The 16,110-nt window shown below is 35.1% G+C and carries 18 protein-coding genes and 1 other annotated feature; of the genes, 17 read left to right on the top strand and 1 reads right to left on the bottom strand.

Annotation, left to right across the window (positions count from 1 at the left end):
* The first annotated feature begins 170 nt into the window (after positions 1-170).
* The 16 genes from BCR23_RS07340 to BCR23_RS07265 all read left to right on the top strand — a co-directional run bounded on the left by BCR23_RS07340 (position 171) and on the right by BCR23_RS07265 (position 13,975).
* Positions 171-356 (top strand): hypothetical protein, encoded by a 186-nt coding sequence (locus tag BCR23_RS07340; protein WP_069634841.1) that lies wholly within the window; start codon positions 171-173, stop codon positions 354-356.
* Positions 357-685: 329 nt separating this feature from the next.
* Positions 686-886 carry a hypothetical protein gene (locus tag BCR23_RS07335; RefSeq protein WP_069634840.1) on the top strand — a complete coding sequence of 67 codons (201 nt, stop codon included), beginning with the start codon at positions 686-688 and terminating at the stop codon, positions 884-886.
* Positions 887-1,107: 221 nt separating this feature from the next.
* Positions 1,108-1,662, top strand: coding sequence for a phage major tail protein, TP901-1 family (locus tag BCR23_RS07330; RefSeq protein ID WP_069634839.1), 555 nt, complete (start codon positions 1,108-1,110; stop codon positions 1,660-1,662).
* A 92-nt stretch (positions 1,663-1,754) separates the two neighbouring features.
* The gene (locus BCR23_RS07325; protein WP_069634838.1) at positions 1,755-2,162 is read left to right on the top strand and encodes a tail assembly chaperone; all 408 of its coding nucleotides are present in this window, start codon (positions 1,755-1,757) and stop codon (positions 2,160-2,162) included.
* 35 nt (positions 2,163-2,197) lie between these two features.
* On the top strand, positions 2,198-2,521 hold the full coding sequence (locus BCR23_RS07320; protein WP_069634837.1) for a hypothetical protein: 324 nt from the start codon (positions 2,198-2,200) through the stop codon (positions 2,519-2,521).
* The gene (locus BCR23_RS07315) at positions 2,522-5,449 is read left to right on the top strand and encodes a hypothetical protein (protein WP_069634836.1); all 2,928 of its coding nucleotides are present in this window, start codon (positions 2,522-2,524) and stop codon (positions 5,447-5,449) included.
* Complete coding sequence (locus BCR23_RS07310) at positions 5,449-6,168, top strand: hypothetical protein (protein WP_069634835.1); 720 nt, start codon at positions 5,449-5,451, stop codon at positions 6,166-6,168. The genes BCR23_RS07315 and BCR23_RS07310 overlap by 1 nt, the downstream gene beginning before the upstream one ends.
* On the top strand, positions 6,168-7,580 hold the full coding sequence (locus BCR23_RS07305; RefSeq protein WP_069634834.1) for a phage tail protein: 1,413 nt from the start codon (positions 6,168-6,170) through the stop codon (positions 7,578-7,580). Before BCR23_RS07310 ends, BCR23_RS07305 begins: the two co-directional genes overlap by 1 nt.
* Before the next feature lie 11 nt (positions 7,581-7,591).
* Positions 7,592-8,323, top strand: coding sequence for a hypothetical protein (locus BCR23_RS07300; protein WP_069634833.1), 732 nt, complete (start codon positions 7,592-7,594; stop codon positions 8,321-8,323).
* A 17-nt stretch (positions 8,324-8,340) separates the two neighbouring features.
* Entirely contained in the window at positions 8,341-8,811 is a 471-nt protein-coding gene (locus tag BCR23_RS07295) for a phage baseplate protein (protein ID WP_069634832.1), read from the top strand.
* Positions 8,812-9,038: 227 nt separating this feature from the next.
* Positions 9,039-10,223, top strand: a complete 1,185-nt coding sequence (locus tag BCR23_RS07290; RefSeq protein ID WP_069634831.1) for an FtsW/RodA/SpoVE family cell cycle protein — start codon at positions 9,039-9,041, stop codon at positions 10,221-10,223.
* An 18-nt stretch (positions 10,224-10,241) separates the two neighbouring features.
* On the top strand, positions 10,242-10,598 hold the full coding sequence (locus BCR23_RS07285) for an arsenate reductase family protein (RefSeq protein ID WP_069634830.1): 357 nt from the start codon (positions 10,242-10,244) through the stop codon (positions 10,596-10,598).
* The gene (locus tag BCR23_RS07280) at positions 10,598-10,933 is read left to right on the top strand and encodes a glycine cleavage system H family protein (protein WP_069634829.1); all 336 of its coding nucleotides are present in this window, start codon (positions 10,598-10,600) and stop codon (positions 10,931-10,933) included. The genes BCR23_RS07285 and BCR23_RS07280 overlap by 1 nt, the downstream gene beginning before the upstream one ends.
* Before the next feature lie 49 nt (positions 10,934-10,982).
* Positions 10,983-11,228, top strand: a binding site (T-box leader).
* Between the two features lie 197 nt (positions 11,229-11,425).
* On the top strand, positions 11,426-12,460 hold the full coding sequence (locus BCR23_RS07275; RefSeq protein ID WP_069634828.1) for a methionine ABC transporter ATP-binding protein: 1,035 nt from the start codon (positions 11,426-11,428) through the stop codon (positions 12,458-12,460).
* A complete protein-coding gene (locus BCR23_RS07270; protein ID WP_069634827.1) occupies positions 12,453-13,139 on the top strand; it encodes a methionine ABC transporter permease in 687 nt (228 codons plus the stop codon). The genes BCR23_RS07275 and BCR23_RS07270 overlap by 8 nt, the downstream gene beginning before the upstream one ends.
* Before the next feature lie 20 nt (positions 13,140-13,159).
* On the top strand, positions 13,160-13,975 hold the full coding sequence (locus BCR23_RS07265) for a MetQ/NlpA family ABC transporter substrate-binding protein (RefSeq protein WP_069634826.1): 816 nt from the start codon (positions 13,160-13,162) through the stop codon (positions 13,973-13,975).
* A 78-nt stretch (positions 13,976-14,053) separates the two neighbouring features.
* Here the strand turns inward: BCR23_RS07265 and hemH are convergent, their stop codons facing one another.
* Entirely contained in the window at positions 14,054-14,992 is a 939-nt protein-coding gene (gene hemH / locus BCR23_RS07260) for a ferrochelatase (RefSeq protein WP_069634825.1), read from the bottom strand.
* A gap of 337 nt (positions 14,993-15,329) precedes the next feature.
* Between hemH and sufC the strand changes: the two genes are divergently transcribed.
* Positions 15,330-16,100, top strand: coding sequence for a Fe-S cluster assembly ATPase SufC (sufC, locus tag BCR23_RS07255; protein ID WP_069634824.1), 771 nt, complete (start codon positions 15,330-15,332; stop codon positions 16,098-16,100).
* Positions 16,101-16,110: the final 10 nt, after the last annotated feature.

Here is a 16,110-nt window from a genome sequence, read left to right as displayed (position 1 = left end):
TATAAGTATATCTTTTTATTAGACAACTCCGCAATTCGATCCATATAATTTCTCTGATATTTAAGTACACAAAGAATGTGTCTCCTAATGCTAATACGTAATCTTTGTGTATTTGCAAAAAAGAGCCTACACTAATAGTACAACTAAGTATATTATAGGAGGAATGCATCATGTCAGAAAAAATTGATAAAATCAATCAATTAGCGAATGAAGCTAAAAAAGAAGTCGAACGTTTAGAAGATAAACGTCAAGAAAGACTTGGAAACTCAATCAATTATATTGAAAATGAATTGCAAGTCCAACGTTTATATGCTCAAATTGAAGCTTATGAGAAAGTCCTGGATATTGTAAAGTAAGCATCATCTATGTGTAACTAGGATAACAAAGAATTCCTTTTTTATAACAAGATAATAGGTCATACGAAACGGTCATCGTTTTGTATGATCTATTTTTGTTCCCAAAATATACTAAAGAAGAATTGTGAAAGAATGTTGGGAGAATTTTGAAGGGGAGGACTTAAAAAAATAACTTATTATAAAGACACAGTAATCACAGACAATCCTATGTGTACAAAAGGAGGAAAAATAAAATAAAAAAAGATCAAGAATATAAATACACTGATGCTGACGTAGATAGAATCGTTAGACAAAAACTCAATAGATGGCGAAAAAAAAGAAAGTCAGAAATGGCCGCTTTTGAAGAGGAAAAAAATTCTACTAGTTCATATAAAGAAGCAGCTAAAATTTTTTTGAGTCATCATCTACCTTTTGATATGGATGTTATTGAATGTGTAACAAATGAAAATATAGATGTTACTAGAAAAAATGCACAAGCAATTGTAAATTTTGTTTTTTCCGTTAAAAAAGGAAAAACAGACATCCGGTAATATCAAGAGAAAAAGGATCACTTTTTATTGAAAGTATAATGGGAGTATTTTGAAAGGTTAAAGACATAAAAAATAATTAGAATAAAAACCTGAGCGTTATGGTCCAAGCATTGAAGACACTAAAAGCAATGGGAACGTGCAAGCATTTATTCACGTAAAAAGATCTGGACAAACAATTATGATACATCAAAAAATAATCAACCAAGAGGAGAGAATCAATTATGGAAAAAGCAATTCATGGTAAAAATGTCAAATTAATGTTTCGTTTGTTAAAGGAACGTGCACACAAAAAAGCAGGTCTATTAGCTTTAGAAATGAGTCATACTTATAATCGTGAAACAAATGTAGAAACACAAGCAACTAAAGATGGAAGTGTTGCTACTGGCGGCAGCATCGAGTCAAATATTGAAATGGAATTTTTAAAAACGAATACAGATGTGTTCAGTATGTTGGAATATGCCTATGAAAATGGAGAAGAAATCGAAGTTTGGCGAATCTTTTTCGATAACCCTGTTGAAGGTGAAAAACGTAAATACAAAGCGCAATATGGTACAGGTATCTTAGGAAACTTTCCTGATGCGGCTGAAGCTGAAAGTAACGCTTCTGTGTCAACAATGTTGAATTTAAACGGTTTATTAGTAAATGGGGAAGCAACCGTTGACGCTGAAAATGATGAATTAGCCAAAGCCTTCTTCTACGATACAGTAGTAGATGCAAAACCAGAAGAGCCAAAAGCAATTTACGAACCACAAACAACAGCAAAACCTGCTGAATAAAGCTTGATTTAGCTGAACATAATGATGTCGAGACAAGACCTATACAGTTTTGTCTCTCATCTTTTGAAGAAAGATAATTGGAGGAATGAATAATGAGTAAAAAAACAACGAAAGCAGTAGTAACAATAGGAGAAAAAAAATATCCTTTAATTTTTGGATTTAAATTTTTAAATGAGATTAATGCGTTGCCAAAAGATTCAGAGCAAGTAGATAATTTAACCTTATTGATCGGCGGATTAATTGATGGTGATCCTAATGCTTTAAAATCAGTCTTAATGGCTAGTTTAAGCACTTATGAAGAGTTGGAAGAAAAAGACATTATCCATTACTTAGAAACGTCTGATGAGGTTGAAGCATTATTTGAAAATTTTATCGAGTACTTAACATCGGCGCCATTGTTGAAAAAGCGAGCAATGAAAATCAAGAACAACATCGAGCAAATGATGAAAACCGTAGAAGCACAAGCCAAAGCAAGTTTGGAGCAAGCTATGACGAAATAGTTCTTAGCTGTTTTCGGTATTTTCCAGGAATCACATTGAAAGAAATTGATCGAATGACACCATGGGAATACACGTTAAGAACGAAGGCTTATTTGCTTAACCAAAATGAAGCAGAACGAAGAGTTTACACAACAGCTTTTGCGAATCGCTTATTTAAAGCTGAAAAGAAAGGTCGTTTTGTTATAAAAGATGTCAAAAGTATTTACGACTACGAAAAAAATGAACAAACAATTTTAGCGGATTTCAAACAGAAAGGTATTCAAAAACAGGAGGATACTGAGGACTTGTATGAAATGCGCCAACGACTGATACGAGCAAAAGAAATCGTATCTAAAAAGAATCAGAAAGGAGGTAAATAAATGGAAGAGAAAGATACTAAAACAACCAAGCTACAATTGGATGATAACGAATTTAAAGAAAAAATCAATAGTGCAACGGAACTTTTAGACTCATTTGGAAGTACGATGCAAAGCGTCGGTCAATTTAGTGCACAACTGGGAGCTGATTTGGGTTTGCTTACTAGTTCTATGGACTTGTTAGTGGCCTCTGGTGGATTAGCTATGACTGTACTTGATAATTTTCAAAATTATAGTGAAGTATTTTCGGGAATAAAAAATAATTTGGAAGACTTCAATAATAGTCTTGGTCAAAAGCTTATGACAAATCTTACAAGCTCAACGGAAGCAGTATCTACCTTTTTTTCAACATTAGGTCCAAATGCATCAGCTGCAATGCTTAATTTTCAATCAGTTATTGAAACATCTGGTGGTGTGTTGCCTTTGTTTCAAAATAAGGTTAGTACAATGGCGACAGGTGCGATGGAATCAATGAAAGGTTTAGGTCAGTCTGCTTCAATAGGAATGAATGGATTTAAACTTTCTATTGCAAGTGCAGGTGGAATTGTTCCATTTTTTCAAAGTCAGGTCGTCACTATGTTAACAGGAGTAATGGGTGCATTTCAGACCTTAAGTGTTTTTTTATTAACAAATCCTATTGGTGCAGCTTTAGCTCTGATTGTTGGGGCCGTGGTTGCTATGACTGTTGCTTGGAAATCAAATTTTAATAACATCCAAGGGTTTGTATCTTCTGCATTTAATGTGATCAAAGGATCAGTCACAAGTTTAGCACCCGTTTTTGACCAGTTGATGTCTGTTTTAAAACCAGTTGGTGCATTTTTAATTGAAGGTTTAGTAGTTGCTGGTGCGGCCGTAGTTGATGTATTCAGATTTTTAGTAGTTACGGTTATGTCAGTCGTCAATGGATTTCTGACATTGCTTACTCTAGGAAAAAGCGTGGGCAAACTATTAACTGGTGACTTTAAAGGTGCAGGTGAAGAATTTAATAAAGTAAAAGAGAATATTGGCGGTATCGTTGATGGTTTCAAGAACTTAGGAGAAAATTCAGCTGTAAAAGGTGTATTGACAGAATCAACAAAAGAATTAGGGAAAGAGACAGCTATTTCCGGCGAGAAAGTTAAAGAAATGGGCGAAGCGTACAAAACTAGTTTAGATGAAGCGGGCACTAAAATTGATAGTTTAAAAACCAAATATTCTGAGGTGGGAAGAGCAGCAATAAATGCTTTTTCTGGTGAAGGAATGGAACAGTCAACGACACGATTTGAAGCAGCAGAGCAAATTATGGGCCGACATGCTGACAACATGAAATTAATGAAGGAAAAAACTAGTGAGGAACTTGCTAAATCAGAGGAATTAACTGGTGAGAAGCAAATAGCTGCTCAAAGTAAAGCCTATTCAACAATGATCACTCAAGCAGGTTCTGGAGCTGGTGAGATGTTGACAATTGTAAATGCAAACAAAGAGATGTTAGTAGCCAATAAAACCTTGGAAGGTGAAGCATTATCTGAAGAACAACGTAAAGCCTTACAAGATCAAAACAACGCTGTTCGTGAAGGGTTAATGGAACAACAACAACTAATTGTTGAAGCAGCTAAACATAAATTAGAGCTAGGCGAACAATTAAGCGAAACGGAACTACAAGCTTCTGTCAGTGCTACACAAGCACTTTATCAAAATAGAAAAGAACAAATGGTTACAAATGAAGAAGAAATGGCTGGACTAAAACAACAAATCGCTGAAACGTCAGATGAAGTGCAAAAAGCAAATCTAAATCAACAACTCACAGCCTTATCTTTACACAATGAGCAAGCAAAAGAACAACAAACTCAAGCAGGGATAGATATGCTAACCATGTTGCAGCAAAACGAACAATTAAAATCAGAGACGGTTGCTAATGGTTTAAAAGGCATGGGAGAAATGACTGGTCAAGAGTTAGCAAATATTGTAGGTAAATATAACGAGTCAAACAATAGTGTCAATGATCAAATGACAGTACTTGCTGGTATTTTGCAAAGCAGAGGTCTTGAAGCGAGTGATAGTCTTTTAACTGCTTTACAAAGTGGTGATTTGACACAGGTTGGTACACAATTGAGTCAAAATGCTGTCGATGGAATCAGTAATTTGCCTAATGAACTATTCTTGCAAGGAGACGTTGGTAAACAGAAATTGATTGAAGGGCTGAAATCAGGAGAGTTGGACGCTTCCGAAGTGGGGTCTATGCTGATCGGGTCGATGACTAACGGTTCAACTTCCAAAATGGGAGAGGTACAAACTGCCAACAAAGCGATTGCCAAAGCTGGAACAGATGCTTTGAAACAACAAGATACGGAATTTACAGCAACTGGTTCGGGAAACTCTGGAGCTTATGCAGTAGGAGTTTTCAAACAAGTAGGAAATGCAGGGAATGCAGGACTTGCTCTTGGAGAAGCTGCAAAAAACCAAGCTGCGACTGTAGATTTTAATCCTGTTGGATATGATATGTCAGCAGGAGTCGCTACAGGAATCACAGCTGGAAAAGAATCTGCTGTTGGAGCAATGAGAGAACTAGTAACTGAAGTCAATGAAGAGGCGAAGAAAAAAGCAATTATCAAATCGCCATCAAGACTTTTCAGAGATACTGTAGGTAAATTTATTGCACAAGGTGTGGCAGTTGGAATCGAAGAAGACACGGAAGTTGCAGTAGCAAGTGCTAGAAATATGATTAATGAGATCCAACACGCTGTTACAGATAAAAATACTACTTCATCGACAACAACCTTAAAAGTGGAGCATGATGTACAAAACAGCATGGTTAATCAAATGCATGAAATGATCGAAACAATTAAAAATATGAAAGTTGTTCTAGAAAGTGGTGCCTTAGTTGGCGGAATCGGCAATCAAATGGATGGCTTTTTAGGAAATCAAGCTGGATATGCAGGGAGGTATCGTTAATGGCTATTGAAATAACTGAATATATTGAAATGGGACGCTTTAATAGTAAAGATTCGGGCTATTATGTTTTAGAACACGATGCTCCTAGTCCAGATGAACAAGAAATTATGGAAAGTATTCCATTTATGCAGGGCGTGTATGATTTTTCGATGTTATTAGGTGAAAAAGTTTTTGATAATCGCAAGGTCACCGTAAAATTATATCGACCGTTGACCATATATGAAAACCGTAAACGATTTGAACAAGAAGCCAAGGAACAATTGATGTTAAATGAAATTTCTCCAATTACAGATTCATGGTTGGATGGTTCTCATTGGTTAGGAAAATGTACAAGCGTTACTGCCGATGATGATCAAAATAAAAATTCATTAACGTTGACGTTAGTTTTTGATTGTTATCCTTTTGCATTGAAAAATGCGGCAGGGTATAACGATGCATTTGATCTTGATTATTTTGTGGACGGTGTGGATCAGTGGACAGGATTTTTTGTAAAAGGACAAAGGCAGATTTTGTTGATCAATGAAGGCGTGAATGCGACAAGTCCAGTTATCACTGCTACAGAAAAAATGGTATTGATTACTGAAGATGGTGAGACTTTAGACATTGAAAAAGGTCAAAACCAAGATTTATTTTTTAAATTAAAAAGAGGAGAAAATCATCTTACAATAGTTGGAAACGGTCATATTCGTTTCAATACTGAAACTGAGGTGATGGTCTAATGTACCGTGTTACACTTTTTGAAGACTCTCAAGATAAAAAAGGTATAGTACTGCATGAACCAGCAAATTACGGAAATAAAGTAAATGCTGGTAATTTAGAACTTTCTTTAGAAGGATTGGGCATTAGTACGTTTGAATTTTCCATTAATGTCAACAATCCTTTATATAGAAAAGCAGAACCCATCGTAAACCTAGTCACTGTTTCTGATCGGAATGGACAAATTTTTAAAGGCAGAGTAGCAAAAATTTCAAATACTATGAGTGGTGAAGGTCATTTCATCGAAAAAATTCTATGTGAAGACCAAAAAGCCTATCTATATGATAGTACGCAAAAATATATAAAATCTACGATAATGTCTGTTAGCCAATTTTTAGGAAAACTATTAAATGAACATAACGATCAAGTAGAGAATCACAAAAAAATATATTTAGGAACGGTGACAGTAACAGAGTCTGACAAGGTTTATCGTGGATCGGGTTATGGAAAAACAGCTGATATTATCAAAAATCAATTGTTAGATCGATTAGGCGGTTATTTAGTTCTTAGAGAAAAAGACGAGACTTTATATTTAGACTATTTAGCAGAATATGGCTCCGTCTCTACAACACCTTTACAAATTGCTCGTAATTTAAAAAGTGCCAGCCGTGAAATCGATATTTCTGAATTAGCCACAAGAATTGTTCCTTTAGGGAAAGATTTAGAGCTAAGTGAATCCACAGGTACAGAAACAGATCAGTTTCGACCAAAGACTACGATTGAAACTGTTAATAATGGCAAAAACTATCTAGAAGATCAAGCCCTTGTTAAGAAATTTGGTGTAATTCAAACAACGATTGAGTTTCCTAATATAGCGGACAAAAATACATTAAAGCGTAAAGGTCAAGAATTTTTGAATAACCAACGTTTGTTGCTGATTACTTGGACAGCTGAGGTAATTGAACTTGGATTATTAGATAAGCGCTATGAAATCATCCAACTTGGCAACTCCTACTCAGTAGCTAATCCTTTCCTGTATGAGAAGGAAACGTTGCAAGTGATAGAGAAAAAAATCGACATTTTAAATCCACAAAAAATCAGACTAACAATCGGCAGCGGGAAAAAAACACTCTCTCAATATCAGCTAGAGTATAAAGGGATGCAAGAAACATTAGAAGTAGTAAAAAATAATGTTGGTATTAGTACTAGGACGATAGATGGTCTAAAGCAACATACACAAGAATTACAAGAGAAAACAGCTGTATTACCAGAGTTTGAACAAACGATTAATGAACAAAAACAAGGCTTAGAAGAACAAGGGAATAAACTTGTCGAACAAGCAGAGATGATTCAAACACAAGACATCAAATTGACAGAGCAGCAAATCAAAATAGAAGAGCTGTTTACATTAATAAAAGAATTACAGAAAAAGTAGGTGAATAATCAATGTCGGAACAAAAATTTTACGATACACAACCCACAGGTGAAAATCATGAGGTGGACTACAAAGACCCTACAGATGTGGAAGAAATTGAAGAAGCCATCAAGTTTGGTGTCATCGACCCGTTGACCCAAAAATATGCCTTATGGGTTAGAACAAAAATGTGGCGCCGCCATGTAAGAGAATCAATTGCCAGAATCTCCGAATATTCAAGTGTTTTATTCAACCGAATTAAAGAGATTGCTGAGAAAACAGAAAAAAGACAAACTCAAGTTGAGCAACGTCAAACCAAAATAGAAGATCAGTTTAGAGACGTTCAGCAAAATGCAACAGTCGACAGTGAAGTCATCAATGCACGAAACAGTGATATATATGGAAAATTTCCAGTATTAGATGATCGACTAGAGAATATAGAACAATTACTTGTTAAATTTTTACCAGTGGGTTTTGATGTAACGATCAATCATGAACTAGGCCTTCAGCCTGAAATTAATGTGAGAACTTGGACCCATGGTATTGGAGTAATGAAGTTAGGAACAGAGCCAGAAGGATTATTTGGTGGTTCAGCTAGTCAATCGATTCCTAGTCAGGTGACGCATATTGATTCAAGAACAAGTATTATCTCTTTACCAATTGATTACAAAACAGATGCAAAAATGATAATGTTGGATGACCTGCATTATCTGATCATAGACGAAGATAATTTACGTTCAATTATTTTTGAATTACGTAGATAAAAAAGGAGGAAAAAAATATGGATTTAGAAAAAATTTATAGAGGAATGGAAAACGGAGCGGAAGCGATTCAGGAGAATTTCTCTATCTTAGCAAAAGCATTGTATCCAGTAGGCAGTGTATTTCAAAGTGTAAATGATAGTGATCCATCAACTTTATTTGGTGGAACTTGGGAACGAATTAAAGGAAAAGTATTAGTGGGAGTAGATGAGGGAGATAGTGATTTCACTGCAGGGAAAATAGGTGGTAAGAAGGAACATATCCATGGATTAAGTCAAGGGTATGCTCAATTGCAAATCTCAGGCTCTGTTTTGGCTAATAATAGTATTGGAGAAATACCAGCATATAAAGGTACTACCAAAGCGGTCGATTTTAAAGCATTAGCTAATAATGAAGAATTTAAATTAGGAACTAGACTTGCAGGTTATACTGATTTAGCGAACAATCTACAACCATATAAAACTGTTTATATTTGGGTCAGAATTGCTTAATACAGCGAGAATTAATAAGGCGTATTTCATAATGAATTTTGTGAAATACGCCTTATTTTTCTATCTGGAAAATATAAAACTTTAGTATTTTAATCTAGATAAAGATAGATTAGGCGGATTTTTGTCAATTACCTAAAGTTTTTCCAAAATCATCCAGTCTATACTTTCTTTTCTTTCTATTGAAAGTTATAATAAAAGGCGTATGATTTAAGGAAAAGGGATGACGAATGAATAAAAATAAATTAAGAAATAGTTTAGATAACAGAATTGATTACGGTGTGATTTTACCCGTGTTTCTTCTTTCGATTATTGGAATACTTTCACTATATGTAGCATTAAGTAATGACCCGCTTCGACCAGATATTGTGCCTATGTTGTTTAAACAAGGGTTATGGTATTTGGTAGGTGGTGCGAGTATTGTGGTTGTGATGCACTTTAATTCCAAGTTGCTTTGGCGGCTAACCCCTGTTTTTTATGTAATCGGATTGATTATGATGGGGCTATTGTTAAAGTTTTATGACCCCTATCTTGAAGCTCAGACTGGTTCTAAAAACTGGATCAGTTTCGGAGGGACAACGTTTCAGCCTTCAGAATTAATGAAAATTGCATTTATCTTGATGTTGGCTTATGTTGTGACCTTGCATAATGTGAAGAATGTCAATCGGACATTAAAATCGGATTTTTGGTTGATTGGTAAGATGCTTTTAGTTACAATGCCGGTTATCATTCTAATATTATTACAAGATGATTTTGGAACGATGTTAGTCTTTCTTGCTATTTTCGGCGGTGTATTTTTGATGTCTGGTATTTCCTGGAAGATTATTATACCGACATTTTTAGTGGCGATTCTGATAGGCGCTGGGACGATCTATTTAGTGACAACAACTGCGGGACGTGATTTTCTTTATTCTGTTGGATTTAAACCTTATCAGTTTGACCGAATCGATTTATGGATGAAACCTTTCCATCATGATCCTAATCGTTCTCAACAACCTGCATTGGCATTAACAGCAATTGGTTCAGGAGGCTTATTCGGTAAAGGATTTAATGTAAGTGATGTTTATGTCCCTGTAAGAGAATCTGATATGATCTTTACCGTTGTAGGAGAAAACTTTGGTTTTATTGGCGGTTGCTTTATCATTTTGCTATACTTTATCTTGATTTACCGCATGATTCGTGTTTGTTTTGACACAAATAATGAGTTTTATTCTTATATTGCAACTGGGATTATTATGATGATTTTATTCCATGTATTTGAGAATATTGGTGCTAATATTGGACTTTTACCTTTAACAGGGATTCCGTTGCCATTTATCAGCCAAGGTGGTTCTTCGGTCTTGGGCAATATGCTTGGAGTAGGATTAATTATGTCAATGAAGTATCAAAAAGAAGCAACAATTAAAGAATATTAATTGAAAGAAGGCGTTTAAATGTATACATTTTTCTGGTATCCCAAATGTTCAACTTGTAAAAAAGCAAAGGTTTGGTTAGATGAGCATCAAGTGAAATACGAAACGATTGATATGATCGAAAATCCTCCAACAGCGAAACAATTAGCAAGTTGGATGGAACAAAGTGATTTGCCAGTTCGCCGCTTCTTTAATACAAGTGGTATCCGCTATAGAGAGCAAGGTTTGAAAGACAAAGTCAATGATTTTTCAATCAAAGAAGCAAGTGAATTACTAGCGACTGACGGTATGTTGATCAAACGTCCGATTTTTGTTAAGGGAGACCAATTTTTAGCAAACGGATTTAAAGAATCTGATTATGAAGGAGCTATTAAATAATGGCTGAAGAATTAAAGATTATTGATAGTTTATGGCTCTTAAAAACAAGTGAGGGCTATAAAATTGGTTTGACAAATGAGGCCCAAGAAGATTTAGGAAATATTACTTTTGCAACAATGCCAAAAGTTGGTCAAACATTGGAAAAAGGTGATTCACTGATTGAATTGGAAGCTGAAAAAGCTGTCAGTGAATTTAGTTCACCAGTCAGTGGAACGATTGTTGCTATAAATGAAGCAGCAGAAAATAATCCTAGTCTTTTAGATGACACAGATCAAAACAATGCTTGGATCGCCATTTTAACAAATGTGAATGAAGAAGAATTGGAACAAGCGTAAAAATCATTGACAAGGCATTTGGATGTTGCTATAATTTCATCAATATAAAGTGAAAGCTTTGAAAAGAAGAGTACATGTCAAAACTGTTTGAAGAGAGCCCTGTTTGCTGAAAATGGGTAACACGATTGAGATGGAAGATGGTCTTTGAGCGGAATAAGTGAGCGGATGTGAACTTATTACGGGAGTGCCCGTTACAGCACAACAGTATACGAAGTTCAAGTACTGTATAAGGCTATTATTGTGAAATAATAGTAAATCAAGGTGGTAACACGAAAGACAAGCTTTCGTCCTTTTGTCAGATTAATGACATAGGGCGGAAGCTTTTTGCATGTTCAACACAATTTGTAAAGTAAATGGATGTTGAACAGTGCTTGGTGAAATAATTGCCAGATTATAGATAAAAAAATTAATCTATCGATTATTTCACAACAGAATACAAACCATGTAGTATAATAAAAAAGAAGCAAAACAAAAGAAAGCGGAGGGAAGAAAATGCCTCTAATCGAACTTCAACACGTAAAAAAACAATTTTCCGGCAAAAGCGGACAAGTAACGGCAGTTAATGACATTTCTTTAACTGTTAACCAAGGAGATATCTACGGCATTGTTGGTTATTCCGGCGCAGGAAAAAGTACCTTAGTCCGTTTATTGAACGGTTTAGAATTACCAACACAAGGAGAAGTCATCATTCAAGGTCAAAATATTGCTCAGATGGCTAACCGAGATCTACGTCAGTTTCGTAAGAAAATCGGCATGATCTTCCAGCACTTTAACCTATTATGGTCAAGAACAATTTTGGAAAACATCATGTTGCCTTTAGAATTAGCGAATGTCCCAAAGAATATGAGAAAAGAACGAGCACAAGAACTTTTAACCTTAGTTGGTTTGGAAGGCCGAGGAGATGCTTATCCAAGTCAATTATCTGGTGGTCAAAAGCAACGTGTGGGGATTGCTCGGGCATTAGCCAACAACCCAGAAATTCTTTTGTGTGATGAAGCAACTAGTGCTTTGGATCCACAAACGACAGATGAAGTACTGGATCTGTTGTTAGAAATCAATAAAACATTAAACTTAACGATTGTATTGATTACTCATGAAATGCATGTTATTCGCAAGATTTGTAATAAAGTTGCTGTAATGGAACTTGGTCAAATCGTTGAAGAAGGCGACGTTTTAGAGGTCTTTAGAAACCCTAAGCAAGCTGTGACGAAACGTTTTGTTCAACAAGAACTTGAACCAAGAGAAGACACAGAAGAATTGTTGGAAGAATTGATTAAAGAAAATCCAAACAGTAAAATTTTAGGATTACATTTTGATAATGAAAGTACAAATGAACCTGTCATTTCTCAAGCCATTCGTGAATTCAATATTGATATTTCAATTTTACATGGTGATGTCAAGCAAACAAAAGAAGGATCGTTTGGAACACTTACTGTGATTTTACTTGGAGAACCTGTTGAAGTTGAACGAGCGATTGAATTTTTTAAAAAACGGGAGTTAGGAGTGGAGGTGCTCACTCATGAATAAAAGTTTTTCAGAAACGTATTTCAATTTTGAGGAAATCAATGTTGAAACGATGCAAAAAGCATTTTTTGATACATTGTATATGACTTTAATTTCAATGATATTTGTTTTAGTCATTGGGTTATTATTAGGATTATTGCTATATACTACTCGTAGGAAAGAAGCTACGTATGCTAAAATCTTGTACACAGTAATTTCGCTAATCAGTAATATTTTTCGATCCACACCTTTTATGATTTTAATGGTGTTGATCATTCCTTTTACAAAAATGATTGTTGGGACGATGCTTGGGGCAACTGCGGCTATACCTGCATTAGTTTTATCAGCAGCTCCATTTTATGCTCGTTTAGTAGAAATTGCATTTCGTGAAGTAGATGCGGGGGTTCTAGAGGCTGCCGAAGCTATGGGCGCTAATTATTGGCAAGTGATTTGGAAAGTTTTAATTCCTGAAAGTATTCCAGCATTAATTTCAGGGCTGACAGTAACAAGTGTTTCGATGATCGGTTATACGGCGATGGCTGGAGCAATTGGTGCTGGCGGATTAGGTGGTTTAGCGTGGCAAGAAGGCTATCAGTTAGGTAATCTTACGGTGACTTTAGTTGCAACACTTATTATTTTAGTTATTGTATTTATTGTTCAAGGGTTAGGAGATTTCTTTGCCAAAAGAACAGATAAAAGATAAATAGAGACGGAGGATTTTTTATGAAAAAGAAACTAATTGGATTTGCGGCGGTTGTTGCTTTAACTCTTGGTTTAGCTGCATGTGGCGGTTCAACCAAAAAAGATGATACAGTATTAAAAGTTGGGGCTTCACCAACACCCCATGCAGAAATTTTAGAACAGGTCAAACCAATATTGAAAAAAGAAGGGATTGATTTGGAGATTGTTAAATTTAGTGATTACATTCTACCAAACAAGTCTTTAGCTGAAGGAGAAATAGATGCGAACTATTTTCAACACATTCAATATTTTAATGAGCAAGTCAAAGATAATGGGTATAAGTTTGCAAATGCTGGTAAAATTCACATTGAGTTAATGGGCTTATATTCTAAAAAAATTAAAGACATTAAAGAATTGAAAGACGGTGCAACTATTATTACGTCTAATTCAAAATCTGATTGGGGTAGAATCATCACAATTCTACAAGATGCAGGACTAGTTGAAGTTAAGAGTGGTGTGAATTTAGCTACAGCAACTTTTGACGATATTGAAAAAAATCCTAAAAATTTAAAATTTGTTCATGATGTTAATCCAGAATTACTTGCAACTACGTATCAAAATGAAGAAGGAGATTTAGTTGCTATTAATGCAAATTTTGCGTATCAAGCAGGTTTGGAACCTAAAGAAGATGCCGTTTTAATAGAAAAAGAAAATTCTCCGTTTGCAAATATTATTGCAGTGCGTGAAGAAGATAAAGACAAAGAGAGTGTAAAGAAATTAGTGTCTGCACTACAAAGTAAAGAAATACAAGATTGGATTTTAGAAAAGTGGAATGGTTCAATTACACCAGTAAAATAAATTAAAGAATAAAAAATACTCTATAAAACCATTTTTTTGGTTTTATAGAGTATTTTTTGTCATTAAGTAATAAGTATTTTAGTCTATGAGGCTTTCCAAAATATCAACAAAAACCGGATCAGCATTAAATGGGTGAATGTAATGGAAATGTTCACCGCCATTTTCCATAAAATACTCGTAATTTTCTTGTTCAATTTCTTCTACTGTTTCTAAACAATCTGAAACGAATCCTGGTGTGATGATCAAAATATTTTTAGCCCCTTGTTTAGGTAGCTCTTTTAACGTTTGATCAGTAGCAGGAGTTAGCCATTCAGCGGGGCCAAATTTTGATTGGAACGTGCTGATGAAAGGAACTTCACCGACTTGTTTCATTACAGCTTGTGTTGTTTGGTTACAGTGTTCTAAATAATGATCCCCTTTTTTCACATAAGAAACTGGAATCCCGTGATAAGAAAAAACAATTTTATCGATCGGCTTTTCTTCCAAGGCATTTTTGATTTGATTAGCTAATGCTTCAATATATAAGGGCTCATCATAAAATGATTGAATAAAATGTAAGCTAGGTATAGATTCAGCTTTCAAATAAAATTTAGCTACTTCATCAAAAATCGGAGCAGTTGTTGTTGTTGAGTATTGGGGATAAAGCGGGATGATCGTTAAATCAGTAACACCCAAATCCTGCATTTCTTTTAGTACTTCCGGAATCAATGGTTGGCTATAAGACATTGCATAGCGAACTACATGATTTGGGAAGCGTTCTTGTAATTGTTTAGTTTGTGATTGGGTATAGATAAGTAAAGGTGAACCATCTTCTTGCCAGATTTTCTGGTACAAGGCGGCTGACTTTTTAGGTCTAGTTCGTAAAATAATTCCATGTAAAATAGGTAGCCAAATCAAACGGTGGGTATCAATCACCCGTTTATCACCTAAAAAACGTTTCAGATAAGCTCTAACTTCCTTGGTTTCTGGTTTATCTGGTGTACCCAGATTGACGATGATAATTCCCTTTTTAGACATTAAAAGACCTCTTTTCCATTTGTAAAAACAATTCTAAAATCATTGTAAATTATCTCACAATGGAAACTGGAAATCAAAAAGTGTGAGTAAACGTTAATAAAGTTTCTATATATTGACGGAAAAATTAATTTTAACAAATAAAACGCAAGAATTAGAATGAATTAGGAAGATAGAAGAACAATAGTCAATTTAGAAAGATTCTAAACAAGTCCATTTTTTCACAAAGAAAACCTAGTTTAAACAAGAATTATTCTAGCAAAGAGATTGCTTATCATTCTCAATTAGGCTAAAATGAATGAGAACGATAATAATTATTTTAAGTTGGAGGGAATTGTACATGTCCGTTTTAGAAATTAAAAATTTACACGTATCAATCGAAGATAAAAAGATTTTAAAAGGTGTGAACCTGACAATGAAAACAGGTGAAATCCACGCAATCATGGGGCCAAACGGAACAGGTAAATCTACTTTATCAGCTGCGATCATGGGAAATCCTAATTACGAAGTCACAGAAGGCGAAATCTTGTTTGACGGAGAAAATGTTTTAGACCTTGAAGTGGACGAACGTGCCCGTTTAGGTTTATTCCTTGCCATGCAATACCCAAGTGAAATTCCAGGAATTACAAATGCTGAATTCATGCGTGCGGCAATCAATGCCAAACGTGGCGAAGATGACAAAATTTCAGTAATGGAATTCATTAAAAAATTAGATAAAAAAATGGAACTTTTAAATATGCCCGAAGAAATGGCTGAACGTTACTTAAACGAAGGCTTCTCTGGTGGGGAGAAAAAACGTAACGAAATCCTACAATTATTGATGTTGGAACCAACATTTGCGATTTTAGATGAAATCGATTCTGGTCTAGATATCGATGCATTGAAAGTTGTGTCAAAAGGCGTAAACGAAATGCGCGGTGAAAACTTTGGTGCGTTAATCATCACTCACTACCAACGTCTATTAAACTACATTACACCAGATGTTGTGCATATCATGATGGAAGGCCGTGTGGTTAAAACTGGCGGTGCCGAACTAGCAAAACGTTTAGAAGCAGAAGGCTATGCTGGAATCAGCCAAGAATTAGGTATCGAATACAAAGAAGAAGCATAAGGAGGACAAG

Origin of the sequence: Enterococcus quebecensis (assembly GCF_001730365.1) — a bacterium.
Lineage (GTDB): Bacteria > Bacillota > Bacilli > Lactobacillales > Enterococcaceae > Enterococcus_L > Enterococcus_L quebecensis.
Note: the sequence above shows the minus strand (reverse complement) of the source record. Positions and strands in the feature narration are given on the sequence as shown.